Source organism: Kitasatospora sp. NPDC088861 (genome assembly GCF_044750105.1).
GTDB lineage: Bacteria > Actinomycetota > Actinomycetes > Streptomycetales > Streptomycetaceae > Kitasatospora.
This window is the reverse complement of sequence record NZ_JBIVJF010000016.1, coordinates 149,391-175,253: the sequence shown is the minus strand read 5'-3', so window position 1 is coordinate 175,253 and position 25,863 is coordinate 149,391. Positions and strand designations below refer to the sequence as shown.

The window sequence follows — 25,863 nt, the reverse complement described above, 5'->3', positions numbered from 1 at the left end:
ACGCTCGGCTGGGAAACCCCAGCCGAGCGCCTGCATAAACTCATCGCGGCCTGATCAAACCGACCACGTGTTGCAACGACCCCTAGAAACCGCCCTGGGGGCGGGGGGCCGCCGGCCGTGCCCTCAGCCGGTGAGCCGGCCGTGCCCTCAGCCGGTGAGCCGGCCGGCGGCCTCCGCCTCGGTGAGGCCGTCGATCTCGGCGATCAGCAGCGCCTCGATCCGGGCCGCCAGGACGGCCGGGGTGCTGCTCTCGAAAACGTCCCGGATCGGCACGTCGAGGCCGAGCCCGGCCCGGATCCGCGCGGCGACCCGGGTGACCAGCAGGGAGTCCCCGCCGAGCGCGAAGAAATCGTCGAGCACCCCGACCCTGGGCACGCCCAGCACCTCCTGCCACAGCTCGGTGACCAGGTGTTCGGCGTCGGTGCGCGGCGCGAGGTAGCGGGCCCCCGCGGCCGGTTCGGGGTCGGGCAGGGCCGCCGGGTCGGGCTTGCCGTTCGCGGTCAGCGGCAGCCGGTCCAGCAGCACCACGGCGTCCGGCACCAGGTAGGCGGGCAGCCGCCGGGCCAGGTGCTCGCGCAGCTCCGCCGGGCCGGGCCGGGCGCCCGGGCGGGGCACCGCGTACGCCAGCAGCCGCCGCCCGTCGCGCAGCAGCACCGCGGCCTGGGCGACGGCCGGGTGCGCGGTCAGGGCGGACTCGATCTCGGCGGGTTCGATCCGGTAGCCGCGCAGCTTCAGCTGGCCGTCGCCGCGCCCCAGGTACTCCAGTTGCCCGTCCGTACGCCAGCGGACCCGGTCGCCGGTGCGGTACATCCGGCCGCCGGTGAGCGGGTCCACGGTGAGCGGGTCGCCGGTCGACGGGTCGCCGGTCGACGGGTCGGCGGTGAACGGGTCGGGCACGAAGGCGGCCGCCGTCAGGTCGGGCCGACCCAGGTAACCGCGCGCCAGCCCGGCGCCGCCGAGGTACAGCTCGCCCTCGGAGCCGCGCGGCAGCAGGGCACCGCGCTCGTCCAGCACGTGGAGGCGGACCCCGGGCAGCGGGCGGCCCAGCGCAGGCCGGCGGGCGGTGTCCGCGGCGGTCAGGTCGGTCGCGGTGACGATGACGGTGGCCTCGGTGGGGCCGTAGGTGTTGACCAGTCGGACGGCGTCGCCGTGCCGCTGCCGCCACCGGTCGACGGCGTCGGCGCCCACCTGGGAGCCGCCGAGGATCTGCAGGCGCAGCGCGGCCGGCCAGCGGGTCTGCTCGCCGAGGCCGACGAGTTCCTCCCAGTAGGCCGTGGGCAGGTCGAGCACGGTGACGGTGTCGCCGTGCGGGCCGCCCAGCAGGTCGGGCAGGGTGCGGCCGCCGCCGGGCAGCAGGACGACGCAGGCCCCGGAGGCGAGCGCGGGCCAGAGCTCCTCGACGTGGGTGTCGAAGCCGAGCGAGGCGAACTGGACGATCCGGTCGGCGGGTCCGAGCGCGTAGCCGTCGGGCCCGGCCATCCAGGCCACCCGCGCGGCGAGCGCGGCGTGGTCGACGGCGACGGCCTTGGGCGCGCCGGTGGAGCCGGAGGTGTAGAGCACGTAGGCCGGGCCCCAGGGGTCCGACGGGACGGGGTCGGCGTGGTCGGGACCGTCGTGCCCGGGGCCGTCGATCGCCGGGTCGACGCCGGTGAGGACCAGGGCGGCGTCGGCCTCGCGCACCATCAGCCGGCGGCGTTCCTCGGGGTGGGCCGGATCGAGCGGCAGGTAGGCGGCGCCGGCCTTCCAGATCGCGGTCAGGGCGACGACCAGGTCGAAGGAGGGCGGCATCGACACCGCGACGACCCGGCCCGCCACCCGGCCGAGCCGTCGCGCCAACGCGCTGGAGCGCCGGTCGAGTTCGCCGTAGGTCAGGCTCCGGCCGTCGCACTCCAGCGCCGGGGCGTCCGGGCGGGCGGCGGCCTGCTCGGCGAACCGTTCCAGCACCGTCCGGGCCTCCTGGGCCTCCGGGCCCGCTCCCAGTGCGAGCAGTTCCGCCCGCTCCTCGGACCCCACCAGCCAGTCCCCGTGCAACGGGAGCTGCGGGTCGTCGACCACCCGGGCGAACAGGGCGCGGCACCGCCGGCCGAGGGCCTCGACGGTCTCCCGGTCCAGCACCTCGCGGTCGAAGCAGAAGGACAGCGCGATCCCGCCGTCGGCGGTGCGCCAACTGTCCAGCAGCAGGTCGGTCTTGGCCTGCTCGAAGCCGGAGTCCATGCTCGCGGTGCGGACGCCCGCGGGCAGGGCGGGCGCGCCGGGGCCGCCCGCCAGGTCGTACTGGCTCTGGTGGACGAAGACGGCCCGGTACAGCGGCCCGGCGCCGGGCTCCGCGGGCAGGCCGAGGTGGGCGGCGAGCCGTTCGACCGGCACGTCCTGGTGGCCCAGGGCGGCGAGCGTGGCCGAGCGGGTTCGCCGCAGCACGGTACGGAAGTCGGGGTCGCCGGTGAGGTCGGCCCGGATCACCGCCGTCCGGCTGAAGTAGCCGAGCAGCGCCTCGTGCGCGGCCTCGTTGCGGCCGGCCAGCGGGGTGCCGACCACGAAGTCCCGGCAGCCGGTCCAGCGCGCGAGCACGTACTGGTACCCGGCCAGCAGCACCATGAACGGGGTGCACCGCTCCTGTCGCGCCAACTGGTCGAGGGCGGCGGTCAGTTCGGGGTCGAGGCGGACGGTGGTGAACCCGGCGGGCCGGGCCGGGTCGGCCGGCCTCGGGTGGTCGAGCGGGAGGCGCAGCGCGCCGGTGCCGGCCAGCCTCTCCGCCCAGTAGCGGAACGCCTCCTCGGCCGCCCCGCCGGCCGTCCTGGCCTGCTCGGCGCGGGCGAAGTCGCCGTACTGGAGCGGGAGTTCCGGCAGTTCGGCGGGGGCCTCGCCGATCGCCTCACGGTAGAGGGCGAGCAGTTCGCGCCACATCGTCCGGAACGACCAGCCGTCCGAGACGATGTGGTGGACGACGACGCAGAGCGCGTGCTCCCCCTCCCCCGCGCTGATCAGCGCCGCCCGCAGCGGCGGCCCGGCGGCGAGGTCGAAGGGCGCGTTGACGTACGGGCGGCAGGCGTCGGTGAACTCGGCCTCGGCCGCGCCCTCGGGCAGCCGGACCAGGGCGAGGTCGATCTCGGCCGGGGGCTGGACGAGTTGGACGGGTTCCTCGCCGTCCGCGGCCGCGGGCCCCGCGGCGGCGCCGAGCGCGAAGCGGGTGCGCAGGATCTCGTGCCGCGCCGTCAGCCGGTGCAGCGCGGTGCGCAGGGCCTCCGGGTCGATCGGCCCGGTCCACCGCCGGTTGAGGTACATGTTGAAACCGGCGTCGTCCGGGTGGAGTTGCTGGAGGAACCAGAGCCGGCGCTGTTCGCCGGTCAGCGGGTGGATGGCGGTGGTCACCGGACGGTCACCTCGGTCTCGGAGCGGCGCGGGGCGGCAAGGGCAGCGGGAGCGACAGGAGCAGCGGGGGCAGCAGGGGTGGCAGGAGCGGTCGCGGCCCGGTCCTGGAGGGTCTTCAGCCCGACCAGGTCGTCGGGCTCGGCGTCGGGGACGTCCCGGTCGAAGTGGCGCAGCACGGGCACGGCCAGGCAGACCAGCACCAGGGCGGCCATCGCGAGGCCGAACAGCAGGTAGAGCAGCCCGATGCCGCGGCCGTCGCCGGTGCCGATGAGCCGGCCCACGGTCGGGGCCAGGGTGCCGTCGTGGTCCATCAGCGGCTGGAGCAGCCGGGGCCCGAGCGGGGCGACCAGGGCGAAGCCGACCGGCAGGGTCGACCAGGCGACCATGGTGTTCACGGCGATCACCCGGCCGTGGAAGCGCAGCGGCACCTTGGTCTGCACGATGGTCGCGTAGACGCCGTTGACCAGGGCCAGGCCGAAGGCCATGCCGAACGCGCCGAGGGCGACCACGACCAGCGACGGGCGCAGCCCGGTGACCAGGCACGCCCCGGCCAGGGCCAGGGTGGCGAGCAGCACCCCGCGCAGCCGCAGGTGGCGCGGCCCGCCCCAGGCGAGCAGGGTGAGCCCGCCGAGTACGGCCCCGAGGCCGGCCGCCGTCGACACCCAGCCGGCCGCCGCGAGCGGGGCGAAGGAGAGCACCAGCGGGGTGGTGAGCAGGAACAGCGGGGAGAGGAAGATGTTCAGCACCGCGAAGAACAGCAGCATGGCCCGGAAGTGCCGGCTGCCGAGGGCCCGCCGGAAGCCCTCGCGGATCTCGGCGGAGACGCTCTCGCGCCGGCGGGCGCCCATCAGGTCGGGGAAGCGGACCGCCAGGGTGACGGCGAGGGCGGCGGCGTAGCTGACGACGTCGAGGGTGAGGATGCCGCCGAGTCCGATCGCGGCGAGCAGGCCGACGGCGAACAGCGGGACGAGGAACTGGGCGAGGCCGAAGGCCATCTGCACCAGGCCGTTGGCCCGGCCGAGGTAGCGCTTGGGGACGAGTTGGGGCACCGCGGCGTTCCAGGCGAGCCGTTGGAAGGTGAGCGCGGTGGAGAGCACGCCGATGAGCACGTACGCGTGCCAGACCCGGAGGCTTCCGGTGAGGTGGAGCAGGAGCAGCAGCGCCTGGGTGGCGCCGGCGGCGAGGTCGCCGTAGAGCATGATCCGGCGCCGGTCGCCCCGGTCGACGACGGCGCCCGCGATCGGTGCGGCGAGGATGCCGGGGACGAGTCCGCAGGCGGCCAGCAGTCCGAACTGGGCCAGGGAGCCGGTGCGCAGGTAGATCCAGACCGGGAGGGCGAACTCGGTGAGCGCCGATCCGATCATCGACACCTGCTGCCCGGAGGCGACGGTGAGGAAGCGGCGCATGGTCGGTCGCAGCGGGGCCTGCTCCGCCCGTGGCGCGCCGTCGCCCCGGGAGAGCCCGGCCAGCCACCAGGTCGCGCCGTCGCTCCGGTGGTGCCGTTCCTCCTGGCCGGCGGCGATCGAGCGGTGGACGCGGGTGAGGATCTCCGCGAGTTCGGCGGCCCGGTACTTGAGGTAGAAGTGGCCGGCCTCGTCGAGCACGACGACCGCGGCGGTGTCGGTGAGCCGGTGCCACTCCCGGTAGCGCTCCTGGTAGAAGTCCGTCGCCGGGTCGCGCTCGCCGCAGACGGCGATGATCGGGGCCCTGATCCGGCCGTCCTCGCTGTCGAACAGCCGGGTGAAGTAGCGTTCGGCGTCCTTGGTGCCGGTGCGGCGGTTGCGCACGATCAGCCGCAGCTGCTCGGCGTCGACCTCGTCGGTGTCCAGCCCGGCGGCGGCCAGCGCGTTGATCATGCCCTGGTCGTTGCGCAGCCGGTCGGTGAGGTCGGCCCAGCGTTCGCCGACGGCGGCGCCGCGCCCCCGGGGGCGGGCGAAGGGGAAGATGCCGCCGAGGTGGACGGCGTCGATCTCCCGGCCGGCGGCCTCGACCTGCCGGGCGATCTCCACGGCCAGGCGGACGCCGACGCCGCAGTGCCCGTACAGCACGATCGGGCCGGGGACGTTCTCGACGATCTCGCGGGCGCAGGTCGCGGCGACCTCGTCGATGTCCATCGCCTCCTCGCCGAGTTCGTGCCCCGGGACGGCGATCGAGTACAGCGCCCAGTCCTCGGGCAGGGCGTCGGCGAGCGGCTTGTAGATGAGCGCGCTGCCTCCGCCGTAGGGGGCGCAGACCACGCTGGCGGTGGTGCGCGGACTCGGCGGGGTGAGCCGGTGGAGCAGGCCGCCGGGGCCGCGTTCGGCGGTCGGGTCGGCGACCAGGGCGGCGAGCCGGCGGACGGTGGGGTGGGTGAACAGGTCCATCACGCCGATGGGGGCGGGCAGCTCCGGGAAGGCCCGGCGCAGGCGGGCGACGACCTGGGTGGCGAGCAGGGAGTGGCCGCCGAGGTCGAAGAAGTCGTCGAGCGCGCCGACCCGTTCGATGCCCAGCACCTGGGCCCAGATCGCGGCGATCGCCGTCTCGGCCTCGCCGTCGGGTTCGACGTGTCCGCCGGTCGGCGCCGGGTCCTCGGGTTCGGGCAGCGCCTTGCGGTCGACCTTGCCGTGGGCCAGCAGGGGCAGCGCGTCGAGGACGACGTAGCGGGCCGGGACGAGGTAGTCCGGCAGGACGGCGCCCAGCGCCTCCCGTAGTTCGGCGGGTGTCGGGGCGGGGGCGGCGCCGGGGTGTTCGAGGTAGGCGACGAGATTCTGGCGGACGCCCTCGCCGCGGAGCGTCACGAGCGCCTGGGTGATGCCGGGCAGCGCGGTGAGCGCGGCCTCGATCTCGCCGGGCTCGACCCGGTAGCCGCGGACCTTGATCTGGTCGTCGGCGCGGCCCAGGTACTCCAGCGTGCCGTCCGGCCGCCAGCGGGCCAGATCGCCGGTGCGGTACATCCGCCCGTCGGCGAACGGGTCCTCGACGAAACGTTCCGCCGTCAGGTCGGGGCGGCCCAGGTAGCCGCAGGCGAGCCGGTCCCCGCCGAGGTAGAGCTCGCCCACCACCCCGGGCGGCACCGGTCGGCGGGCCTCGTCCAGTACGTAGCAGCGGGCGCCCGCGAGCGGGGTGCCGATCGGGGTGCTGCCGGGTCCCGCCGGGCCCGGCAGGACCTCGTGGACGGTGACGCCGACCGTCGCCTCGGTCGGCCCGTAGTGGTTGAACACCGCGCAGCGGCCCCGGCCGGCGAGGTCCGCCGCCCAGGCCCAGGGCGACGCCTCGCCGCCGAGCACCAGGGCCCGGCGCGGGAGCAGCCGCTCCGCGTCCACGTCGGCGGTCAGCGCGGCCAGGTGCGACGGCGTCATCTTGAGGTAGTCGATGCCCGACTCCTCGATGCGCTCGGCGAGTTCGGCACCGGCGATGCGGCGCGGCAGCAGGTGCACCCGGCCCCCGGTGGTCAGCGCCAGGTACAGCATGGTGATGCTGAAGTCGAAGGACAGGGACTGCAGCAGCCCGTAGGCCGCACCGGGCTCGATCCGCAGGCGTTCCCGCACGCCGGCCAGGTAGTTGAGGATCTGGCGGTGCTGCACCGCCACGCCCTTGGGCTGCCCGGTCGAGCCGGAGGTGTAGATCACGTAGGCGAGGTCGTCCGGCCCGGACGCCTCCGCCAACGGGGCCTCGTCCGGCAGGATTCGACCCTCGCCGACCGGCTCCCGGTCGACGAGCAGCTCGGCGCCGTCGTAGCCGGCGAACGCCGTCCGCAGCCGCGAGTCCGTGACCAGCACCCGCACGCCCGCGTCCGCCACCAGGTGGGAGAGCCGCGCGGGCGGCTGTTCCGGGTCCAGCGGCAGGTAGCCGCCGCCGGCCTTCAGGACGCCCACCAGGGCCGCCGCCAGTTCCGGGGACTGCTCCAGGCACACCGCCACCCGGTCGTCCGGGCCGACGCCCAGCGCCCGCAGCCGGCGGGCCAGGCCGGTGGCCCGGGCCTCGAGTTCACGGTAGGAGAGGGTGCGGCCGTCGAAGACCAGTGCCGGGCGGTCGCCCGCGCCGCGCGCCGCCTCGGCGAGCAGCCCGGTCAGCGTCCCGGGACCGGCCTCGGGCGCGGGCAGTTCGGGGCCCGCCGCCCAGCGCTCGACCACGTCCCGGCGCTCGGGCCCGGTCAGCATGGGCAGGCCGTCGACGGGCTGCGCCGGATCCGCCGTCGCCGCCGCCATCAGCACCTCGAAGCGCTCGGCGAGCCGCCGTACGGTGTCGGCCTCGAAGAGGTCGGTCCGGTAGGTGATCAGGCCGTAGAGCCCTCCGTCCTTCTTCTCCCGCAGGTAGAAGGCGAGGTCGGCGTGGGTCGTGGTGGCCTCGTAGCCGAACCCCTCCGCCGCCGCGGCGGGCGCGGTGGAGGCGGCGCGGTCCCCGTAGTTCTGGAAGGCGAAGGTCACCTGGAACACCGCCGAGCGGCTGACGTCCCGTTCGACGTCCAGGTCCGCCACCATCTGCTCGAACGGCACCTCCTGGTGGGTGTAGGCGTCGAGCGTCGTCTCCCGCACCCGCCCGATCAGGCCCGCGAAGCTCTGCCCCGGCTCCAGCCGGGCCCGGATCGGCAGCATGTTGACGAACGCCCCGACCACGCCCTCCAGTTCGCGGTGGAGGCGGCCGGCCACCGCCGAGCCGACGGCGAAGTCCCGCTGCCCGGAGTGCCGCCCCAGCAGCACCTGGAGGCCCGCCATCAGCACCATGTACGTCGACGCCCCGTGGGCGCGGGCGCACTCGGCGACGGCCCGCACCAGCTCCGGGCTCCAGTGCAGCTCCAGGGCGGCGCCGTCGAAGGTGAGCACCGGCGGACGCGGGCGGTCGACGGGCAGTTCCAGTGCCGGGACGTCGGCGAGTTCGGCGCGCCAGTGGTCCCGGGAGGCGGCCAGTGCGCCGCCGGCCAGCCGCTCCCGCTGCCAGTGCGCGTAGTCGCCGAACTGTACGGGCAGCTCCGGGAGTTCGACGGTGGTGCGGTGGGCGTACTGGGCGTAGAGCGCGTCCAGTTCGCGGTTGAGGATGTCGATGGACCAGCCGTCGCAGACGATGTGGTGCATCACCAGGGCGAGCACGTGGTCCTCGTCGGCGAGCCGGACCAGCAGCGCCCGCAGGAGGGGGCCGCGCGCCAGGTCGAAGGGGCGGCCGACCAGCGCGCCGATCTCGTCGGCGGCTCTTCGCCGGGGGTCCGGATCGTCGGCCGCGTCCACGAACTCGGCCGGGAAGGGGCCCGGTTCGGCGATGGCGACCTCGGCGGTGCCGTGCTCCGTGGTCGGGAACGACATCCGCAGGCTCTCGTGGCGGTTCACCAGGTCGGCCAGGGCGCGGTCCAGCGCCGGGCGGTCCAGCGGCCCGCGCAGCCGGCGGGCCGGCGCCAGCGCGTAGGCCGTCCCGCCCGGTGTGAACTGGTCCATGAACCAGAGCCGTTCCTGCCCGCTGGACAGCGGCGGTGCGCTGCCCTCGGGGCGCGGCTCGACGGTGCGCCGGGGCGCGGCGGCGCCGCGCAGTCGCTGGGCGAGCAGGGCGCGTTTGGTGGCGGACCAGTCGGCGGGCGGGTCCTGGGTGTCGGTCATCGGCGGTCCATTCGGGCGGGGGCGGGAGGGGGAGCGCAGGGGTACTCGCCCGTGGTCAGCGGCGCTCGCGGACGGCCGCGGCGATCCCGGCCGGGGTCGAGGCGTCGAAGAACAGGTCGAAGTCGAGCTCCACCCCGAGCGCGGCGCGGATCCGCGCGGTGATCTGGATGATCGTCAGTGAGTGCCCACCGAACTCGAAGAGGTCGTCGTCCGGGCCGACCTCGGGCAGGCCCAGCACCTCGGACCAGATCGCCAGGACGGCTTCGGTGACGTCGTCGCGGACCTCCGCCACCACCGGGGCGGCACCGGGGGCGGCCGACGGCGGTCCGGCCGCGGGGGCCACGGGCGGCGGGGCGGGCAGGGCGCGGCGGTCGAGCTTGCCGTTCGGGGTGAGCGGCAGGCGGTCCAGCGCCACGAACCGCCGGGGCACCATGACGGCGGGCAGGGTGCGCAGCAGGTGGTCCCGCAGGTCGGCGGCGCCCGTCGGCCCTGCGCCGGGCGCCGGGACGTGGTAGCCGACCAGCCCGGGCTCCCCCGGGCTCTCCTCGTACACCGTGACGGCCGCCTGCGCGACCGCCGGGTGCTCCAGCAGCGCCGCCTCGATCTCGCCGGGTTCGATCCGGTGGCCGCGGATCTTGACCTGGTCGTCGGCCCGGCCGTGGAAGGCCAGCTCGCCGTCCTCGGTCCAGGCGGCGAGGTCGCCGGTGCGGTACATCCGGCGGCTGGCGGCCGGGGCGTCGGCGGACAGGCCCGCAGCGGACGGGGTGCCGGCGGGCGGGGTGCCGGCGAACGGGTCCGCGGTGAAGCGCTCGGCGGTCAGGTCGGGGCGGCCCCGGTAGCCCTCCGCGACCCCGTCGCCCCCGAGGTGGAGCTCGCCGGGCACCCCGACCGGCAGCGGCCGGTGGTCCGCGTCCAGGACGTACGCCCGGGTGTTGGCGATCGGCCGGCCGATCAGCACGGCCTCCGGCCCGGCCGGGACCTCCGCACAGGTGGACCAGATCGTCGTCTCGGTGGGCCCGTAGACGTTGAACAACCTGGCGACGCCGGCCCGCAGTTCACGGGCCAGCGGCAGCGGCAGCGCCTCGCCGCCGACCAGTGCGGTCAGCCCCGGCGGCAGCGCCCCGGCGCTGAGCAGCACCCGCCAGCCGGAGGGGGTCGCCTGCACGTGGGTCACGCCCTCGCGACGGACCAGGTCGCGCAGGCCCGGGGCGTCCAGGGCGGCGCCGTCCGGTGCGAGCACCAGGCGGCCTCCGGTGGTCAGCGGCAGCAGCAGTTCCAGGCCGGAGATGTCGAAGGAGAGCGAGGTCAGCCCGAGCCACACGTCGTGGGGCCCCGAGCCGAGCAGGTCGGCGAAGGAGGCCAGCAGGTTCACCAGCGCCCGGTGGCCGATCTCCACGCCCTTCGGCCGCCCGGTGGAGCCGGAGGTGTACAGCACGTAGGCGAGGGCGCCCCGCGTCGCCGCCGGGGCGGTGGTGGTAGCCGCCGGCGCCGGGTGGTCCGTCCCGAGCCGGAGCACGGCCGGCGCCGCCGCCGCCAGTTCCGGGGCGGGTTCCCGGTCGGTGACCAGCAGCACGGCGCCGGAGTCGGCGAGCAGGTGCGCCAGTCGCTCGCCGGGATAGCCGGGATCGAGCGGCAGGTAGGCGGCCCCGGCGGCGTGCACGGCGAGCAGCACGGCCGGCAGGTCGGCGGAGCGGTCCAGGTGCAGGGCGACCAGGTCGCCCGCCGCGACCCCGGCCCCGCGCAGCACCGCCGCCAGTTCGTCGACCCGCGCCACCAGGTCCCGGTAGCTCAGCCGCCCGGTGGCGGCGCTGACGGCGGGGGCGTCCGGTGCCTCTGCGGCCCGCTCCCGCACCAGGTCCAGCACCGTGCGGTCGCTCGGGTAGGCGCGGGCGGTGGCGTTCCACCCGGTGGTCACCAGGCGCCGCTCGGCCTCGCCCAGCAGGGCGAGGTCTCCCAGCGGCGTCTCCGGCCGCGCCGTCGCGGCGTCGAGCAGCGCCCGGTAGTGCCCGGCGATGCGCTCGGCGGCGGCCGGCGGCAGGACCGCCGGGGCGTACTGGAGGGAGCAGTCCAGGGCGTCGGCGGTGTCGACCACCTGGAGGTGGAGCGTATTGCGGGCGGCGCCGTTGAACACGGCCCGGTCCACGCGCGCGGCACTGCCCGGGAACACCGGGTCGGCGCCCCGGGCGCGCCGGTACCCGAACGACACCGGGGCCAGGCCGACCCGGGCCGTCAGCCCGCCCACCGCCGCGCCGAACGGCACCGACCGGAACGGGTACCCGGCGCGCGCCTCGGCGCGGACGGCCCGGGCGTAGCCCGCGAAGGAGTCCCGGACGCTCGCCCCGGACGGCGCGTGGACCGGCAGCTCGTTGACGAACAGCCCCGGCTCACCGGCCTGTTCCGGCGCCCGGACGGACAGCGGCACGGAGACCGGGACGGCCTCGCCGCCGTAGCGCAGCAGCAGTCCGTGCAGCGCGGCGAGCAGGAACTCGAAGACGGTGACGCCGCTGCGCCCGGCCGCGTCGGCCAGCCGCGCCCGGGCCGGACCGTCCAGTCGCCAGCCGACCGACTCCCCCGGCCCCGCCGCCGTGACGGCCTGCCGCAGCCCGGGGAGCACCGGCGCCGTCGCGGCGGCCCAGCGCGGGCCGTACCAGTCGGCGGCCCGGCGCACCAGCTCCGGAGCCGGCGGGGCGGGCGAAGAAGGCGGGCAGGGCGGCGTGGCGGCCTCGACGTCGGCACAGGCCTCGGCACAGGCCTCGGCGTCGGCGTCGGCGTAGGCCTCGGCGAGGCCCGCGACCAGGACGTCCTTCGACTCCCCGTCGAACACCGCGTGGTGAACGACGATCAGCAGCTCCGCCGCTCCACCTCCGCGGCGGTAGAGGGTGAACCGCGCCGGCGGTCCGGCCGACAGGTCGAACGGCCGCGCCACCTCCTCGGCCAGCCGCTTCTCCAGGTCCTCCACGCGGTCCCCGGAGGCGTCGACCACCTCCAGGCCCGGGGCGGGCCCCCGCTCCAGCAGCACCTTGCCGTCGCGCTCCACGAACACCACGGACAGCGCGCTGTGACGGTCGGCCAGCGCGGACACCGCCCGGCCGAGCACCCCGGCGTCGACCCGGTCGAAGGAGATCCGGACGGGCATCTGGAACGCCCCGTGCACGGGCCCGAGTTGCTCGGTGAGCCAAATGCCCTGCTGGAAGGACGACGCGGACACGGGGAACGACTCAGGCATCTGCGGCTCGATTCGGCAGTCGGCGAAACGGTAGGGGCACGCGACCGGGCAGCGACGCTGCCGCCACGGATCCGCTGGTGACGCGGCCACCGAATACCGCCCGGCCCACCCCTGGCCGACCGACCGGCCGCACCGGCCCCCACCCTCCCGGCCGCCCAGATCCCCCCTGCGCACGCCCGGGCCGGAGCCGGTCTTCTCCCCCGCGAAAAAGACCTTGGTCCAAACCTGCCGAGAGATTCGCAGAGAACCCACCCCTCGTCAAGGGTTCTCCACCCGCCCCACCAGGCGTCATGTACGCGCCCAGCCTGCGGGAATCCCGCCGTTCCGACTCCGTCCATGAGCCCGCCATGCACGGCGGGGCGACGAAGGCGGCTCCGCGTCGGAGTGGATCGGGCCCGGAGCGGATCAGGCCCGGGCCGGGCGGCCCCGGCTCACCTGCCCGGGGCGGCGGCGAAGCCGCCGAGGAAGGCGAGCGCCTCCTCGGCCGGGCTCCCGGGGGCGGCCGTGTAGACGACCAGGAGGTGGCGCGCGGCGCCCGGCGCCTGGAAGGTCTCGTAGTCGAGCGTCACGTCGCCGACCACGGGGTGCCGGAAGCGCTTGGGGCCGTGGGTCTTCTCGTGCACGTGGTGGCCGGCCCACAACCGGCGGAAGGCGGCGCTGCCGAGTGCCAGTTCGCCGATCAGGCGCACGAGTTCGGGATCGTGCGGCTGCCGGCCGGAGGCCATCCGCAGGATGCCGACGGTGGTGCGCGCGGCGTCCTCCCAGTCGAGGTGGACGTCCGGCGCGCCCGGGTCGAGGAAGATCCGGCGGGCCAGGTTGCGTTCGCGCGGCGGGAGTTGGGGGAAGTCGGCGATCAGCGCGGCGGCCAGCCGGTTCCACGCCAGGACGTCGTTGCGGTCGTTCATGATCAGCGCGGGGGTGGTCGGCATCGCCTCCACGACCCGACGCAGGGCGGGGCGCAGGGCGTCGCCGTCCCCTCCGGCGCCCGCCGCCCTGGCCGCCGAGCGGCGGGGCGGGCGGGCCAGGTCGTACAGGTGGGCGCGCTCGGCGGGGCCGAGCCGCAGGGCGCGGCCGAGCGCGTCGAGCACCTCGTCGGACGGGCGCTCGGCGCGGCCCTGTTCCAGCCGGACGTAGTAGTCGGTGCTGAGGCCGACCAGTTCGGCGACCTCCTCGCGCCGCAGGCCGGGCACCCGGCGGCGTCCGGTCGGCGGCAGCCCCGCCTGCGCGGGTGACACCAGCGCCCGCCGGGTGCGCAGGTAGTCGCCGAGGCTGGCGGCGAGCGTGATCGGTTCGGCCATGCGTTCCAGTATGGGGCGCCCGGCCGGGGGTGCGGGGGCCGGAGGGTGGCCCTGTCACACCCAGGGAACGGGGCTCTCTTCATCCGGCGGCGGCGCCCGCGAACGATCGGGGCCATGACTGTTTCTCCCCGCCTCGACGACGCCCGTCCCGAAGGCGCCCGTCCCGAAGACGCCCGCCGCGCCGCGCCGCCCCGGACCGAGCACCCGGCGGGCACGGCCGCTCCCCCACCGCGTACCGACGGCGGTCCGGGCGGCTACTGGGCGACCGTCACCGCCGTCGGCTGCGCCAGCATGATGCTGCCGTTCTCGGTGACCGGGGCCGCCGTGGCACTGCCCAGCATGACCGCGCAGCTGGGCTCCTCGGTGGGCGCCGCCCAGTGGATGCTGAACGCCTTCAACCTCACCTTCGCCGCCCTGCCGCTGGCGGCCGGCGGCCTCGCGGACCGGATCGGCCGGCGGCGCGTGCTGCTGTCGGGGATCGCGCTGGTCGGCGCGCTGTCCGCGGTGGTGGCGCTCGCGCCGTCGATGGCCGTGGCCGACGCCGCCCGGGCGGTGCAGGGGTGCGGGGCGGCCGCCGTGCTGGCGGCGGGCGCGGCGGTCCTGGCCCAGTCCACCTCCGGGCGGCGCCGACGGCTCGCCTTCGGGATCCTCGGCACCTCCTTCGGCACCGGCCTGGCGATCGGGCCGCCGGCCGCCGGCCTGCTGGTGGAGGCGGCCGGCTGGCGGTCGGTCTTCCTGCTCGTCGCCGTCCTGGCCCTGCCCGCGTGGCTGTGCGCCACCCGGGCCCCGGAGTCCCGCAACCCGGACCACCCCGGGATCGACCTGCCCGGGGTGGTCTGCTTCACCGGCGGGCTCGCCGCGCTGTCGTACGCGCTCGTGCAGGCCGGCACCGCCGGCTGGACGGCGCCGGGCACGCTGCTGCCGCTGGCGGGCGCGGTGCTGCTGCTGGTCCTGTTCGCCGGGGTGGAGGTCCGCCGGGCCGGGCGCGCCATGGTCGACGTCCGGCTGTTCCGCAGGCCCGAGTTCCTCGCCGTGGTGTGCCAGCCGTTCACCGTCACCCTGGGGTTCGTCGTGCTGCTGGTCTACCTCCCGGCCTACCTCCAGGGCGTGGGCGGCAGGAGCGTCCTGACCAGCGGTCTGCTCCTGCTGCCGATGACGGCGCCCGTCCTCCTGCTGCCGTTGGTGGCCGGGCGCCTCGCCGCCGCCGTCTCCGTCCGGGCGGTGCTGACCGCCGCCTCCGCGCTGATCGCGGCGGGCTCCCTGCTGCTGGTGACGGTGCGCGGCGACGGGTCGTGGCTCGCGCTGGCGGTGCCGCTGCTGCCGTTCGGGGCCGGGGTCGGACTGGCCTTCGGGGTGATGGACGACGCGGCCGTCGGGACCGTCCCCGCCGAGCACGCCGGGGCCGCCGCGGGCGTCTTCAACACGATGCGGATCACCGGGGAGTCCGTGGCCGTCTCCGGGGCCGCCGCGCTGCTCAGCACGCTGACCGCCGCGCACCTGGGCGGCAGCGGCCTCGCCGCCGACGAGGCGGCGCAGCTCGCGGGGCAGGCCGTCCAGGGCAGGGTGGCCGCGGCGCACCAGGCCGCTCTGGCCGCCGGGTTCACCGACGCCCTGCACGTCCTCGGGCTGGTCCTCGCCGCGCTGTCCGCCCTCGGCGCGGTGCTCACCTACCTCGCCCTGGCGCCGGACGAGTCGGCCTGACCTGCCGTCGGAGCCGGTGCCGGGCCCGGGGCCGCCGGAACACGGCAGGGCCCGCCCGGGAGGTCGGGCGGGCCCTGCCGTCATGCGGTGCGCGTCACATGTTGATCATGTGGCCGGCGAGGCCGTGGATGGCCTCCTTGACCGCCTCGCCGAGGGTGGGGTGGGCGTGCACGTTGCGGGCCACCTCATGGACGGTGAGGTCCCACTGCTGGGCCAGGGTCAGCTCGGGCAGCAGCTCGGTGACCTCGGGGCCGATCAGGTGGGCGCCGAGCAGCTCGCCGTGCTTGGCGTCGCTGATGACCTTGACGAAGCCGATCGGGTGACCGAGGCCGTGCGCCTTGCCGTTGGCGGTGAACGGGAACTTGGCGACCTTGACGTCGTGGCCCAGCTCGCGGGCCTGCGCCTCGGTGTAGCCGAAGGAGGCGATCTGCGGCTGGCAGTAGGTGGCGCGCGGGATCATGGCGAAGTCGACCTCCATGGTCTCCGCCCCGCCGATGGTCTCGGCGGCGATCACGGCCATCGTCTCGGCGGCGTGCGCGAGCATCAGCTTGGCCGTCACGTCGCCGATCGCGAAGATGTGCCCGGCGCTGGTACGGCCGCGGCCGTCCACCGCGATGGCGCCGCGGTCGGTCAGCTTGACGCCCGCGTTCTCCAGGCCGTAGCCGTTGACGCGCGGCGCGAAGCCGATCGCCTGGAGCACCTTGTCGGCCTCCAGCACCTGCTGCCGGCCGTCCCTGGTGACGGTGACCTTGACCTTGGCGTTCGGGTCGCTGTCGTCGATCGACTCGACCCGGGTGGAGGTGAGCACCTCGATGCCGAGCTTGCGGTACTGCTTGGCCAGTTCGGTGGAGACCTCGACGTCCTCCAGCGGCACCACGCGGTCCAGGAACTCGACGATGGTGACCTTCACGCCGTAGTTGTGCAGCACGTACGCGAACTCGACGCCGATCGCGCCGGCGCCCGCGATGATGATGCTCTCCGGCAGCTGCTCGGTGAGGATCTGCTCCTCGTAGGTGACCACCCGGTCGCTCAGGCTGGTGCCGGGCAGCAGCCGGGTGGTGGCACCGGTGGCGATGACGCAGTGGTCGAAGGTGACGACGTCGAAGCCGCCGCCGCTGAGCGCGACCTGGAGGGTGTGGTCGTCGACGAAGGTGCCCCAGCCGTCGTACTCGGTGATGCCGTTCTTCTTCATCAGGTAGTGGACGCCCTTGACCCGGCCGTCGGCCACCGAGCGGCTGCGGCGGAAGGCCTCGCCGAAGTCGAAGGTCACCTGGCCCTCGACCTTGATGCCGAAGGTCTTGGCCTCCTTGGTGAAGATGTGGGCGAGCTCGGCGTTGCGCAGCAGGGCCTTGGAGGGGATGCAGCCGACGTTCAGGCAGACGCCGCCCCAGTACTTGGCCTCGATGACCGCGGTCTTCAGACCGAGCTGAGCGGAGCGGACGGCGGCGGTGTAGCCGCCGGGGCCGGCGCCGAGGACGACGACGTCGTAGTGCGTGCTCATGTTGCTGACTCCTCCGAGGGTGTCACGGTCCCGTGATCTCGGTCCCATGGTGTCAGGACCGGGTTCGACGCACCCACCGGGTCTCGGCGGATGCGCTCCGCGCGGCACCGTACCCGGCCCGGGGCCGGATTGTCAGTGTCCTCGGCTACGGTGCTCGCAACCTCGCCGGGCAGGGGCGGGGCCCGGGGGAGGTCCGGGGCGGGGCCCGGGCCGGGGCTCGGAGGTGCGAGCGGGAGGAGGGGCCGAATGGCGGACGAGCGCGGCGGAGCCGGCGGGTGGGACGGGTGGGCCCGCCGCCCGAGGACGGCAGCGGGCCCACCCGGGCGTCAGGCCGTCACCTCGTGGGCGTGGCCCCCGCTCATACCGCCGCCGCCCGCCTGGCCGGCGGGGCGCTGCGGCGGCACGGGCCGGTTCAGCGAGGAGAGGTCCCAGGCGTAGGTGCCGACGGCATGGGCGATCACGTCGATGTTGACGTCGAAGGCGTCCATGTCGATGTTCTTCAAGCCGTCGCAGGCCTTGTGGTAGCAGGCGTCGAAGGCCACGCCCGCCGTGCCGCCGTAACGGCCCTCCTGCGCCGACGACTTGACCACCTCGGCGCCGGTGTCGGTGCCGCCGGCCGGGATGCCCGCGTCGATGAACGGGCCGTAGTCGGAGCGGCCGTCGAAGGCGGTCGGCTCGTGCGGCAGGCCCCGGCCGTCCAGGTAGCCGGTGAGGTCCCGCTCGATCTGCGCCGAGCCCTCGGGGCCGGCGCCGCCGCCGGTGCTGCCCGAGCCGTCGTAGACGAACTGCGCGTAGTTGGGAGAGGCGATCATGTCGAAGTTGAGGTAGAGCCTGATCTTCTTCCGGTCCGCCTCGGAGAGCGACTTCACGTAGGCCTCCGAGCCCTTGAGGCCGAACTCCTCGGCGGACCACCAGGCGAACCTGACCTTGTTCTTCACCGGGTGGACGGTCAGGTTGCGCGCGACCTCCAGGATGCCCGCCGCACCGGAGCCGTTGTCGTTGATGCCGGGCCCGGCCGCGACGGAGTCCAGGTGCGCCCCGACCATCACGGTGTCGGCCGGGTCGCCGCCCCTGGTCTCGGCGATGACGTTCCAGGTCTTGCGCGGCTCCATGACGGTGCGGATGTCGAGGTTCAGCCGGACCTGGCCGGCGGCGGCCTTCGCGGCCAGCGCCTCCCCGGCGGCCCGGGTGATCCCGCCGACGGGGATCCTGCCGGCCGCGGGGTCCCCGAGGGTGCCGTTGAGGTCGCCGTCGGTGTTGTTGTAGATGATCGCGCCCACCGCGCCGGCCGTCGCGGCCGCGGCCTGCTTGACGGCGAAGCCGCAGCCGCCGCGCTGGATCAGCGCGATCCGGCCGGTGAACGCGCCGGCCGGGTAGTCGGTGGGCGCGCAGCCGGTCGTGGCGCTGACCGGGGCGACCGCCAGGTCGGCGGTCAGGCCCGCGTCCGGACCGCCGAGCGAGTACGTCATGGCGGTCAGCGGGATGCTCTCGGCCTGCGGGGACAGCACCTGCAGCCGCTCCGAGCGGGCCTCGAAGAAGGTGTACTCGAACTCCTGCCGGGACACCTTCAGCCCGGCCCGGCGGGCCTGCTCGTAGACGTAGCGCGCGGACTCGTCGTGCCCCTTCGAACCGGCCACCCGGGTACCGCCGTTGCGGTCGGCGATCCGCTGGAGCGCGGCCAGGGTGTCGTGGGCGCTCTCGGCGTCGGCGGCCTCGACCAGGCGCGCGGCGAGCCTCTCGCCTCTGCGCACCGGGTCCGGGTCGGCGGCCGCGCCACCGGCCCCGGCCAGCAGCAGCGGGGCGGCCAGGGCGGCGACGGTCAGTACGGCGCCCGCGCTCCGGACGGTGGCAGTGCGCGGGCGCTGGTCCCGGCGCTGCTGGTGCGGTATCGGGGTGGACTGGTCGAGCGGGCTGGTCGGGCGGAGGGGCAGGGAGATCGGGCGGCGGGCTCGGGGCTTCAAGGCGACTCCTTCCGGCGGTCCGTGAACTCCCGATTTGACATGACCGGCATCACGTTGCCAAGGCCGCCGCGCGGCCGCGGGATGCGGACGGCGGCGGAGGCGGTGATCCTGGAGGGGTGGGGCCGTCTCTTCCAGGAGCGTGACCAGATGTCCATGTTGGATAAGCTCAAGGGCCTGCTGAAGGGCCACGAGGACCAGGCCGACAGGGCCGTCGACAAGGCGGGGGACGCCGTCGACGAGCGCACCCAGGGCAAGTACAGCAGCCAGGTGGACTCCGCCCAGGAGCAGGCGAAGAACCAGTTCCGCGACCAGCCGCCGCAGCAGTAGACCGAACCCCGCCGTACGCCTGCGGCCCCGGTCAGGCCAGCCCGGCCGCACCGGGGCCCGGCCGTTCCGGGCCGTCGTTCAGCTGTTCCGAGCCGGGGTTCAGGCGTTGCGGGTCAGCGTTCAGCCGTTCCGGGCCGGGGCCGATCCGTCCTGGACCTGCGGTCAGCCGTCCCGCTCCGGCGCGGCCTCGGCTGCGGGCTGCCGGGCTCCTGCCTCGCCGCCCGTGCCGCCAGTGCCGTCCGCGCTCCCGGCCCCGCAGTTCTCGCACGGTTGCGGCCCTGGCCGCTCGCGCAGGCGCCCGCACTCCGGGCACACCCGGTCCAGCCGGCAGGCCGCCTCTCCGCCTTCGTCCATGCCTCCGAATTCTGCCCGGAGCGCCCGCACCGACGAGAGTAGACACTGTCTACGGCAGCCTGGTAGACAAGGCCCATGACCGATCAGGACAAGGACCTGCGCGCACGCCTGGTGACCGCCGGCGTCGAACTGGTGACCAGGGAGGGCGTCCACGCCCTCGGTCTGCGCGAGATCGCCCGGCAGGCGGGGGTCTCGCACGGAGCCCCCCGCCGCCACTTCCCCACCCACCGCGAACTGCTCGCCGCCATCGCGCGGCACGGGTTCGGCAAGCTCACCGACACCCTGGCCGGCGCCGACGCGATGGCCGCCACCACCGGCGCGGCCCCCCGCACCCGGCTCGACGCGCTCGCCCGCGCCTACCTCGGCTTCGCGGCGGCCAACCCCGGCATGTTCGAGCTGATGTTCCGTCACGACCTGCTGGAGGGCAGCGGAGCCGAGCTGCGGCACACCACCCTGCCGATGTTCCACACCGTCGCCCGCCTGGTCGGCGAGGCCCGCCCGGACGCCACCGATCCCGGACCGGCGGCCGCCGCGCTGTGGGCGAACCTGCACGGCCTGGCCCAACTGCGCGCCTGGGGCAGCCTGCGGCTCATCACCGGCGGCGAGGACGTCGAACCGCTGCTGCGCGCCGCCCTGGACGCCCACCTCGGCCCGGCTCCCGAGGCCCTCCCCCGGGGAGCCGTCACACGCCGGTGAGGCCGTCGATGCTCTCCCGGAGCAGGTCCGCGTGGCCGTTGTGGCGGGCGTACTCCTCGATCAGGTGCACCAGGATCCAGCGCAGCGAGACCGTCTCCGAGCCGAACACGGCCGCCGCCCGCTCGGAGAGGCGTCCGGTGTCCTCCAGCGCCGCCGCGGCGGCCAGTTCGCGGCCCTGCTCGACCTCCGCCCGCCAGTCGGCCAACGCCTCGGGCATCCCCCGGTCCGGGGTGAGTGCGTAGCCGCCCTCGCCGTCCGCGCCGTACAGCGGCGGCGCTTCCCGGCCGGCCAGCACCCGCTGGTACCAGGTGCGTTCGACCTCGGCGAGGTGCTGGACCAGGCCCAGCAGCGTCATCGTCGACGGCGGGACGGCCGCCAGCCGGACCTGCTGGTCGTCGAGTCCGGCGACCTTCTGCACAAGAGTCACCCGATGGAACTCCAACCAGCCTTCCAGCATGGCGCGTTCGTCTGCGTGCGGGGACGGCAGCGGCCGCCCGTCGAGTGTCGGTCCCATGGCTTCCACTGTGGCACAGCCGGGCGACCGGAGTCGATCATCCGACCGGCTTCGGGGCCGGTCGCCCTGGTCCGCCAACGGCGCGGTCCGCCGGGCCCGCGCCGGGCCAGGAGCAGCAGCAGGCCGAGCTGCACGGCCGCGCCCACGGCCGGCCCCGCCCACATCCCGGTCACCCCGAGCGGCCCCGACAGGGCGGCGGAGGTGGCGAGTTGGGCGCCCGGGCCGAGCAGCACGGAGAGCACCAGCGGCCAGCCGGCGCCCGCCGCCTGGTGCACCCCGCCGAGGGCGACCACCAGCGCGTACGGGAGCAGGTGGAGCGCCGCCATCCGCACGAAGCCGACGGACTGCCCGGCCGCCGCCGGGCCGTCGGTGAACAGTGCGGCCAGCGGGACGGCGAGCGTCGCGGACGGCACCGCCGCGACGGCGCCGAGAAGCACGGCGAGGCGTCCGGTGGCGCGGTGCAGCGCGCCCGGCGCGGTGGCGCGGTGCAGCGCGCCCGGCGCGGTGGCGCGGTGCAGCGCGCCCGGCGCGGTGGCGCGGCCCGCGCCGCAGAGGCGGGCGGCCTCGATCGCGGCGGCCTGCCGGAGTGCGTAGAACGCCATGGTGACGACCAGCAAGGCCCGGTAGCCGATGCCGTACCCGGCCACCGCCGCGACGCCGAAGCCCTCGACCAGGGCGAGTGGCGAGTTGGGCCGTGCCGACGGCCATCCGGGCGGTGAAGTCCAGGCCGAACGGCGCTCCCGCGCGGACGATCCGGCCCGCCGCCGCGCCGGTTCCCCGGCGGGTGCGGGCAGCCGTGGCCCCAACCGCAGGGTGACGGCGGCGACCGCCCCGCCGAGGCCGGCCACCCAGAAGGTGCCGATCACCGAGACGATCACGCCGGACAGCAGTTCGGCGTAGACCGGTCCGGCCAGCGCGGCCAGTCGTCGCGACGGACGCCCGCGCATGCTTCCTCCCCCGTTCCGCCGCCCGCCGGCGGCATGCCTCGAATAGAGATATATCTTATCGAGGCACATCGACAAGAGGTAACATGGGGCGCGCCACAGGGCGCACTCCGACGAAAGGGCTTCGACCGTGCTGACCCTCGCGATCCTCGGCTTCCTGTACGACCAGCCGCTGCACGGCTACCAGCTCAAGTCCCGGATCACCGGCCTCACCGGCCACGTCCGGCCGGTCAGCGACGGCGCGCTCTACCCCGCCATCGTCAGGCTGGAGAAGGCCGGACTGCTGCGCCGCCGCACCGAGCCGGGCAGCGGGGCCGCACCGCGCCAGACGCTGGAGCTCACCGAGGAGGGCCGGACCGAACTGCGGCGCCGGCTGGCCGACCCGGAGCAGGCCGAGATCACGGACCAGATCCGCTTCTTCGCGCACGCCGCCTTCCTGCACCACCTCGCCGACCCGCCCGCGCAGGCGGCCGTGCTCCGGCGCCGGCTGGCGTTCCTGGACGAGCCGAGCAGCTTCTCCTACGACGGTGAGGGCCGCGCGGTCACCGCCGAGCTGGAGCCGAACCCCTTCCGGCGCGGCATGCTGCTGGTCGCCCGGGCCTCCACGGCGGCCGAGCGGGCCTGGCTGGCGGAGACCATCGCCGAGCTGGACGGCCCGGCGCACTGACCCGTGAGGCCGGGGACGCGACCCGGCGCGCGCCTTCGCACAGCAGCGCGAACGCGCGAAATCGCGCCGTTCCGAGCCGGCTCCCAGTCGGCCTCCGCGTCGCTATGATGATCGGCCTCACGTCCACGGCGTCCCCTCCGCGGCGTGAACCCGCCACCGCGCCCCGCCCGCCCTCCTGGAGGCCGCCGTGCCCACCGCCGAGACCGCAGCCACCCGCCCCGCGCCACTGACCCGGGACGACATCCCCGGCTGGTTCTTCCGTCTCGACCGGGCGGCCTTCGGCCACCTGCTGGCGGCCCAGACCACGGCGGGCGCCACCGGCGACATCCTCGAACTCGGCAGCTACCTCGGCCGCAGCGCCGTCCTGCTCGGCGACCACCTCCAGACCGGCGAGCGGCTGACCGTCTGCGACCTGTTCGACTCCGAGGCGGGCGACGCGGACAACGCCGCCGAGATGGCGATGTCCTACCGCAAGACCCTCACCCGGAGCGCCTTCGAGGCCAACTACCTCGCCTTCCACGGCGAGTTGCCGGAGATCGTGCAGGCGCCCACCTCGGTGCTGGCCGACGGCCGGATCCCGGCCGGGAGCTGCCGCTTCGTCCACGTCGACGCCTCCCACCTGTACGAACACGTCGCCGGGGACATCGCGGTGACCAGGGCGGCGCTCGCCGAGAACGGCGTCGTGGCGCTGGACGACTACCGCTCGGAGCACACCCCCGGCGTGTCGGCGGCGGTCTGGGAGGCGGTCTTCACCGGCGGCCTGCGGCCGGTGCTGCTCACCCCGATGAAGTTCTACGGCACCTGGGGCGACGCCACGGCCGTCCGACAGGTCCTGCTCGCCCGCGACTGGCGGGCCGAGGGCTACACGGTGGACGACGACACCATCGCCGGGGAGCCGGTGCTGCGGCTCAACTACCAGGTCAAGGCCCCCGTCCAGCAGTCCACCTCGCGCCGGCTGGCGCTGGACCTGCTGCCGCCGGTCGCCACCCGGGCGACCCGCCGGGTGCTCCGGACGCTGCGCGAACGCCGCGCCGTCCGCCCCGTTCCGGCCTCCTGACGCTCCGGCGGCCGGGCCCGACCGGATCAGGGCGGTGGCGTGGATCTTCCACGCCACCGCCCTTTTCATATGTCTGACATATCTTCAATTCAACGCCTCACTCGAATGAGTGAATCTCCCTTAAAGATTTGCCCACGGAACGTTAAAGGTCGCATAGTGATGGAGCCTCAGTTGGGTCTAGGGAAGACCAAGTTCAGGCAAAGCCACCGCGAGTGAGGAGAAGGCCTTGTTCCACGGAACCACGGCGTCGGGCCACGGGCAGCGGCTCCGCGAGGAGATCACGAGCCCGGGAGCCACGCCCCTCATCGGCGTCTACGACATGTACTCGGCCTCCATCGCGGCCGAGCACTACAACGGCATGTTCGTCTCCGGATTCGGCTTCGCCGCCTCCTACTACGGCCTGCCCGACATCGGATTCATCGCCTGGCCGGACATGGTCGGCTTCGTCGAACGGCTGCGCGGCGCCTTCCCCCGGCACCATCTCCTGGTCGACATCGACGACGGCTACGTCGATCCCGAGGTCGCCTGCCACGTCGTGCGCAGGCTCGAACGCATCGGCGCGTCCGGCGTCATCCTGGAGGACCAGAAACGGCCGCGCCGCTGCGGTCACGCCGACGGCAAACAGGTCCTCCCGCTGGAGGAGTACCTGGAGAAGCTGGACCTCGTCCTCGCCAACCGGACGGACCTCCTGGTGGTCGCCCGCACCGACGCCACCGAGGAGGAGGACATCCTGCGCCGCGCCCGAGCCCTCGCCGCCACCGACGCCGACGTGGTGCTGGTCGACGGGGTGCGCAGCGAGGACTGGATCCGGCGGATCCGGCGGGTCGTCGGCGACAAGCCGCTGCTGTTCAACCAGATCGCCGGCGGCAAGTCCCCCCGGTTGTCGCTCTCCGAGCTGACCGAGCTGGGGGTGGACGTCGCGATCTACAGCACGCCCTGCCTGTTCGCGGCCCACCGGGCGATGGACGAGGCGCTGGCCGGGCTGAAGGTGGCCGACGGGCGGCTGCCGGCCGGCGCCGGGGAGAGCCGGCAGATCGGCGTGCGGGAGTCCACCGAACTGCTGGAGCGGAACATCGCGCGCTCACGCCCGCTCACGGGGGTGACGGTGTGACGGCCGGGCTGCGCGGTCCCGCCCCGCCCCCGGCGGCCGCCGTCCTGCGGGCCACCGCGCTGGGGCTGGCCGGGGCGTGCGGCCTGCTCGCCGGCGCGGCGGCGCCCGCGGCGGCGGGCGGGGGGCTGATCACGCTCGTCGACAACTCCAACGCCGATTCCTGGGTGGAGATCGACCGCACGGCCAACGTCCAGAACGGCAGCGGCTCGGCGGGCAGCGACCACGACGGCGCCGGGTCCCTGGTGGGCGGCCTGCTCGGGTCCGGCCCGGGCGGGGCGGCGATCGGGGGTGGCCGATGACCGACGACACCGCCCGCCGGGGCCGGCGGCGCGGGCCGCGGCCGCGCCGGTTCGACCCGTACCTGGTCGCGCTCGCCGGGGCGGTCGGCCTGGCCGCCCTGTTCCCGGCCACCGGGGGCTCGGCGCGGGTGGCGGCCGTGGCCTGCAACCTGGCGGTGGCGCTGCTGTTCTTCCTCTACGGCGCCCGGCTCTCCGCCCGCGAGACGCTGGCCGGGCTGCGCCACCTGCGGCTGCACGGGCTGGTGCTCGCCGCCACCTTCGGCCTCTTCCCGCTGCTCGGGGCGGCCACCGCACTACTCACGCCCGTCCCGCTCAGTGGGCAGTTGCAGACCGGGGTGCTGTTCCTCTGCCTGCTCCCGTCGACGGTGCAGTCCTCGGTGGCGCTGACCGGCGCCGCCGGGGGCAGCGTCCCGGCGGCGATCTGCGCCGGGACGTACTCCAGTCTGGCCGGGCTGCTGCTGACCCCGCTGCTGGCGGCCTGGCTCCTGGACGTGCACACGGCGCTGTCGGCCGAGGGGCTGCTGCGGATCGGGGCCCAGTTGCTCGCGCCGTTCCTGCTCGGGCAGGTGCTGCGGCCGTGGATCGGTGCCTTCCTCGCCCGGCACAGACGGGTGCTGACGCCGGTGGATCGGGGCTCGATCCTGCTCGTCGTCTACACCGCGTTCAGCGCGGCGACGGCCCAGGGCAGCTGGGGCCTGGCCACCCCGGGCGCCCTGCTCGGCCTGCTCGCGGTGCTGCTCGCCCTGCTGGCCGCCGCGCTCGCGGTCACCGGGCTCGGCGCACGGCTGCTGGGGCTCGACCGGCCGGCCACCATCGCGGCGGTGCTGTGCGGCTCGCAGAAGAGCCTGGCGAACGGCCTGCCGATGGCCACCGTGCTCTTCGGGCCCCAGGCCGGGCTGCTGGTCCTGCCGCTGATGGCGTATCACCAGCTCCAGCTGGTGGCCGGCACCGTGCTCGCCGGCCGTTGGGCCCGCGCGCCGGACACCACACCCGCCGGGCAGGCCCCGCCCGCCGATCGGGTACCGGGCGCGCTCACGGGGCCGGGCGGGCCGCCCGTTCCCGGGTGAGCCGACGCCTGGGGCAGGTGCCTGGGCCCGACGTCTGGACTCGACGTCTGGGGCCAGCGCCTGGGGCCGGCTAGCGGCTGCCGGCCCCGGGGGGCCGCCCCCCCCCCCCGCCCCCCGCCCCCCCCCCGGCCCCCCCCCGCCCCCCCCCGGGGGCCCCCCGGGGGGGGGGGGGGGGGCGGGGGGGGCCCCCGCCACGTAACCGACGCG

The 25,863-nt window shown here is 75.4% G+C and carries 17 protein-coding genes; 8 read left to right on the top strand and 9 right to left on the bottom strand.

The features are described 5' to 3' along the window. Nucleotides 1–147: 147 nt before the first annotated feature. The 4 genes from ACIP37_RS25045 to ACIP37_RS25030 form a co-directional block, all read right to left on the bottom strand. On the bottom strand, nt 148–3,369 hold the full coding sequence (locus tag ACIP37_RS25045; RefSeq protein ID WP_400844550.1) for an amino acid adenylation domain-containing protein: 3,222 nt from the start codon (nt 3,367–3,369) through the stop codon (nt 148–150). Then, nucleotides 3,366–8,933, bottom strand: a complete 5,568-nt coding sequence (locus tag ACIP37_RS25040) for an amino acid adenylation domain-containing protein (RefSeq protein WP_400844547.1) — start codon at nt 8,931–8,933, stop codon at nt 3,366–3,368. The genes ACIP37_RS25045 and ACIP37_RS25040 overlap by 4 nt, the downstream gene beginning before the upstream one ends. 55 nt (nt 8,934–8,988) lie before the next feature. Continuing rightward, the gene (locus ACIP37_RS25035) at nt 8,989–12,159 is read right to left on the bottom strand and encodes an amino acid adenylation domain-containing protein (RefSeq protein ID WP_400844544.1); all 3,171 of its coding nucleotides are present in this window, start codon (nt 12,157–12,159) and stop codon (nt 8,989–8,991) included. A gap of 431 nt (nt 12,160–12,590) precedes the next feature. After that, nucleotides 12,591–13,457 carry a helix-turn-helix transcriptional regulator gene (locus ACIP37_RS25030; protein ID WP_400810235.1) on the bottom strand — a complete coding sequence of 289 codons (867 nt, stop codon included), beginning with the start codon at nt 13,455–13,457 and terminating at the stop codon, nt 12,591–12,593. Nucleotides 13,458–13,571: 114 nt separating this feature from the next. On the opposite strand from ACIP37_RS25030, the gene ACIP37_RS25025 reads away from it, so the two are divergent. Continuing rightward, entirely contained in the window at nt 13,572–15,158 is a 1,587-nt protein-coding gene (locus tag ACIP37_RS25025; protein WP_400810233.1) for an MFS transporter, read from the top strand. A gap of 94 nt (nt 15,159–15,252) precedes the next feature. Here the strand turns inward: ACIP37_RS25025 and lpdA are convergent, their stop codons facing one another. Both lpdA and ACIP37_RS25015 read right to left on the bottom strand, forming a co-directional pair. Continuing rightward, entirely contained in the window at nt 15,253–16,659 is a 1,407-nt protein-coding gene (gene lpdA / locus ACIP37_RS25020) for a dihydrolipoyl dehydrogenase (RefSeq protein WP_363586237.1), read from the bottom strand. A 326-nt stretch (nt 16,660–16,985) separates the two neighbouring features. Next, nucleotides 16,986–18,482 (bottom strand): M28 family peptidase, encoded by a 1,497-nt coding sequence (locus ACIP37_RS25015; RefSeq protein WP_363629752.1) that lies wholly within the window; start codon nt 18,480–18,482, stop codon nt 16,986–16,988. Between the two features lie 285 nt (nt 18,483–18,767). Between ACIP37_RS25015 and ACIP37_RS25010 the strand changes: the two genes are divergently transcribed. Further along, a complete protein-coding gene (locus tag ACIP37_RS25010; protein ID WP_363586236.1) occupies nt 18,768–18,947 on the top strand; it encodes an antitoxin in 180 nt (59 codons plus the stop codon). Nucleotides 18,948–19,109: 162 nt separating this feature from the next. Here ACIP37_RS25010 and ACIP37_RS25005 read toward each other — a convergent pair whose 3' ends face one another. Then, nucleotides 19,110–19,301, bottom strand: a complete 192-nt coding sequence (locus ACIP37_RS25005; RefSeq protein WP_400810230.1) for a hypothetical protein — start codon at nt 19,299–19,301, stop codon at nt 19,110–19,112. Between the two features lie 75 nt (nt 19,302–19,376). On the opposite strand from ACIP37_RS25005, the gene ACIP37_RS25000 reads away from it, so the two are divergent. Then, nucleotides 19,377–19,997 (top strand): TetR/AcrR family transcriptional regulator, encoded by a 621-nt coding sequence (locus tag ACIP37_RS25000; RefSeq protein WP_400810228.1) that lies wholly within the window; start codon nt 19,377–19,379, stop codon nt 19,995–19,997. On the opposite strand, the gene ACIP37_RS24995 is transcribed toward ACIP37_RS25000, so the two are convergent. Together ACIP37_RS24995 and ACIP37_RS24990 are read right to left on the bottom strand one after the other, a co-directional pair. Continuing rightward, nucleotides 19,984–20,511, bottom strand: a complete 528-nt coding sequence (locus tag ACIP37_RS24995) for a DinB family protein (RefSeq protein ID WP_363586285.1) — start codon at nt 20,509–20,511, stop codon at nt 19,984–19,986. The two genes, ACIP37_RS25000 and ACIP37_RS24995, sit on opposite strands and share 14 nt — an antisense overlap. Beyond that, nucleotides 20,421–21,458: a hypothetical protein gene (locus ACIP37_RS24990; RefSeq protein WP_400810226.1), complete on the bottom strand. Its 1,038-nt coding sequence runs from the start codon at nt 21,456–21,458 to the stop codon at nt 20,421–20,423. Before ACIP37_RS24990 ends, ACIP37_RS24995 begins: the two co-directional genes overlap by 91 nt. 127 nt (nt 21,459–21,585) lie before the next feature. Here ACIP37_RS24990 and ACIP37_RS24985 point away from each other — a divergent pair, with 127 nt between their 5' ends. From ACIP37_RS24985 to ACIP37_RS24965, 5 genes are all read left to right on the top strand, one after another. Then, nucleotides 21,586–22,122 (top strand): PadR family transcriptional regulator, encoded by a 537-nt coding sequence (locus ACIP37_RS24985; protein WP_400810224.1) that lies wholly within the window; start codon nt 21,586–21,588, stop codon nt 22,120–22,122. Nucleotides 22,123–22,309: 187 nt separating this feature from the next. Next, nucleotides 22,310–23,179 carry a class I SAM-dependent methyltransferase gene (locus ACIP37_RS24980; protein ID WP_400810222.1) on the top strand — a complete coding sequence of 290 codons (870 nt, stop codon included), beginning with the start codon at nt 22,310–22,312 and terminating at the stop codon, nt 23,177–23,179. 226 nt (nt 23,180–23,405) lie between these two features. Beyond that, nucleotides 23,406–24,290, top strand: a complete 885-nt coding sequence (locus ACIP37_RS24975) for an isocitrate lyase/PEP mutase family protein (RefSeq protein ID WP_363621761.1) — start codon at nt 23,406–23,408, stop codon at nt 24,288–24,290. Further along, a complete protein-coding gene (locus ACIP37_RS24970; protein WP_363586230.1) occupies nt 24,287–24,589 on the top strand; it encodes a hypothetical protein in 303 nt (100 codons plus the stop codon). Before ACIP37_RS24975 ends, ACIP37_RS24970 begins: the two co-directional genes overlap by 4 nt. Then, entirely contained in the window at nt 24,586–25,656 is a 1,071-nt protein-coding gene (locus ACIP37_RS24965; RefSeq protein ID WP_363629723.1) for a bile acid:sodium symporter family protein, read from the top strand. The genes ACIP37_RS24970 and ACIP37_RS24965 overlap by 4 nt, the downstream gene beginning before the upstream one ends. The last annotated feature ends 207 nt before the right edge of the window (nt 25,657–25,863 follow it).

What these genes read in the sequence shown, in the direction of transcription:
- ACIP37_RS25040 (WP_400844547.1), bottom strand. Translation starts at nt 8,933, where the DNA reads ATGACCGACACCCAGGACCCGCCCGCCGACTGGTCCGCCACCAAACGC.
- ACIP37_RS25035 (WP_400844544.1), bottom strand. Translation starts at nt 12,159, where the DNA reads ATGCCTGAGTCGTTCCCCGTGTCCGCGTCGTCCTTCCAGCAGGGCATT.
- ACIP37_RS25030 (WP_400810235.1), bottom strand. Translation starts at nt 13,457, where the DNA reads ATGGCCGAACCGATCACGCTCGCCGCCAGCCTCGGCGACTACCTGCGC.
- ACIP37_RS25025 (WP_400810233.1), top strand. Translation starts at nt 13,572, where the DNA reads ATGACTGTTTCTCCCCGCCTCGACGACGCCCGTCCCGAAGGCGCCCGT.
- lpdA (WP_363586237.1), bottom strand. Translation starts at nt 16,659, where the DNA reads ATGAGCACGCACTACGACGTCGTCGTCCTCGGCGCCGGCCCCGGCGGC.
- ACIP37_RS25010 (WP_363586236.1), top strand. Translation starts at nt 18,768, where the DNA reads ATGTCCATGTTGGATAAGCTCAAGGGCCTGCTGAAGGGCCACGAGGAC.
- ACIP37_RS25005 (WP_400810230.1), bottom strand. Translation starts at nt 19,301, where the DNA reads ATGGACGAAGGCGGAGAGGCGGCCTGCCGGCTGGACCGGGTGTGCCCG.
- ACIP37_RS25000 (WP_400810228.1), top strand. Translation starts at nt 19,377, where the DNA reads ATGACCGATCAGGACAAGGACCTGCGCGCACGCCTGGTGACCGCCGGC.
- ACIP37_RS24995 (WP_363586285.1), bottom strand. Translation starts at nt 20,511, where the DNA reads ATGGGACCGACACTCGACGGGCGGCCGCTGCCGTCCCCGCACGCAGAC.
- ACIP37_RS24990 (WP_400810226.1), bottom strand. Translation starts at nt 21,458, where the DNA reads ATGCGCGGGCGTCCGTCGCGACGACTGGCCGCGCTGGCCGGACCGGTC.
- ACIP37_RS24965 (WP_363629723.1), top strand. Translation starts at nt 24,586, where the DNA reads ATGACCGACGACACCGCCCGCCGGGGCCGGCGGCGCGGGCCGCGGCCG.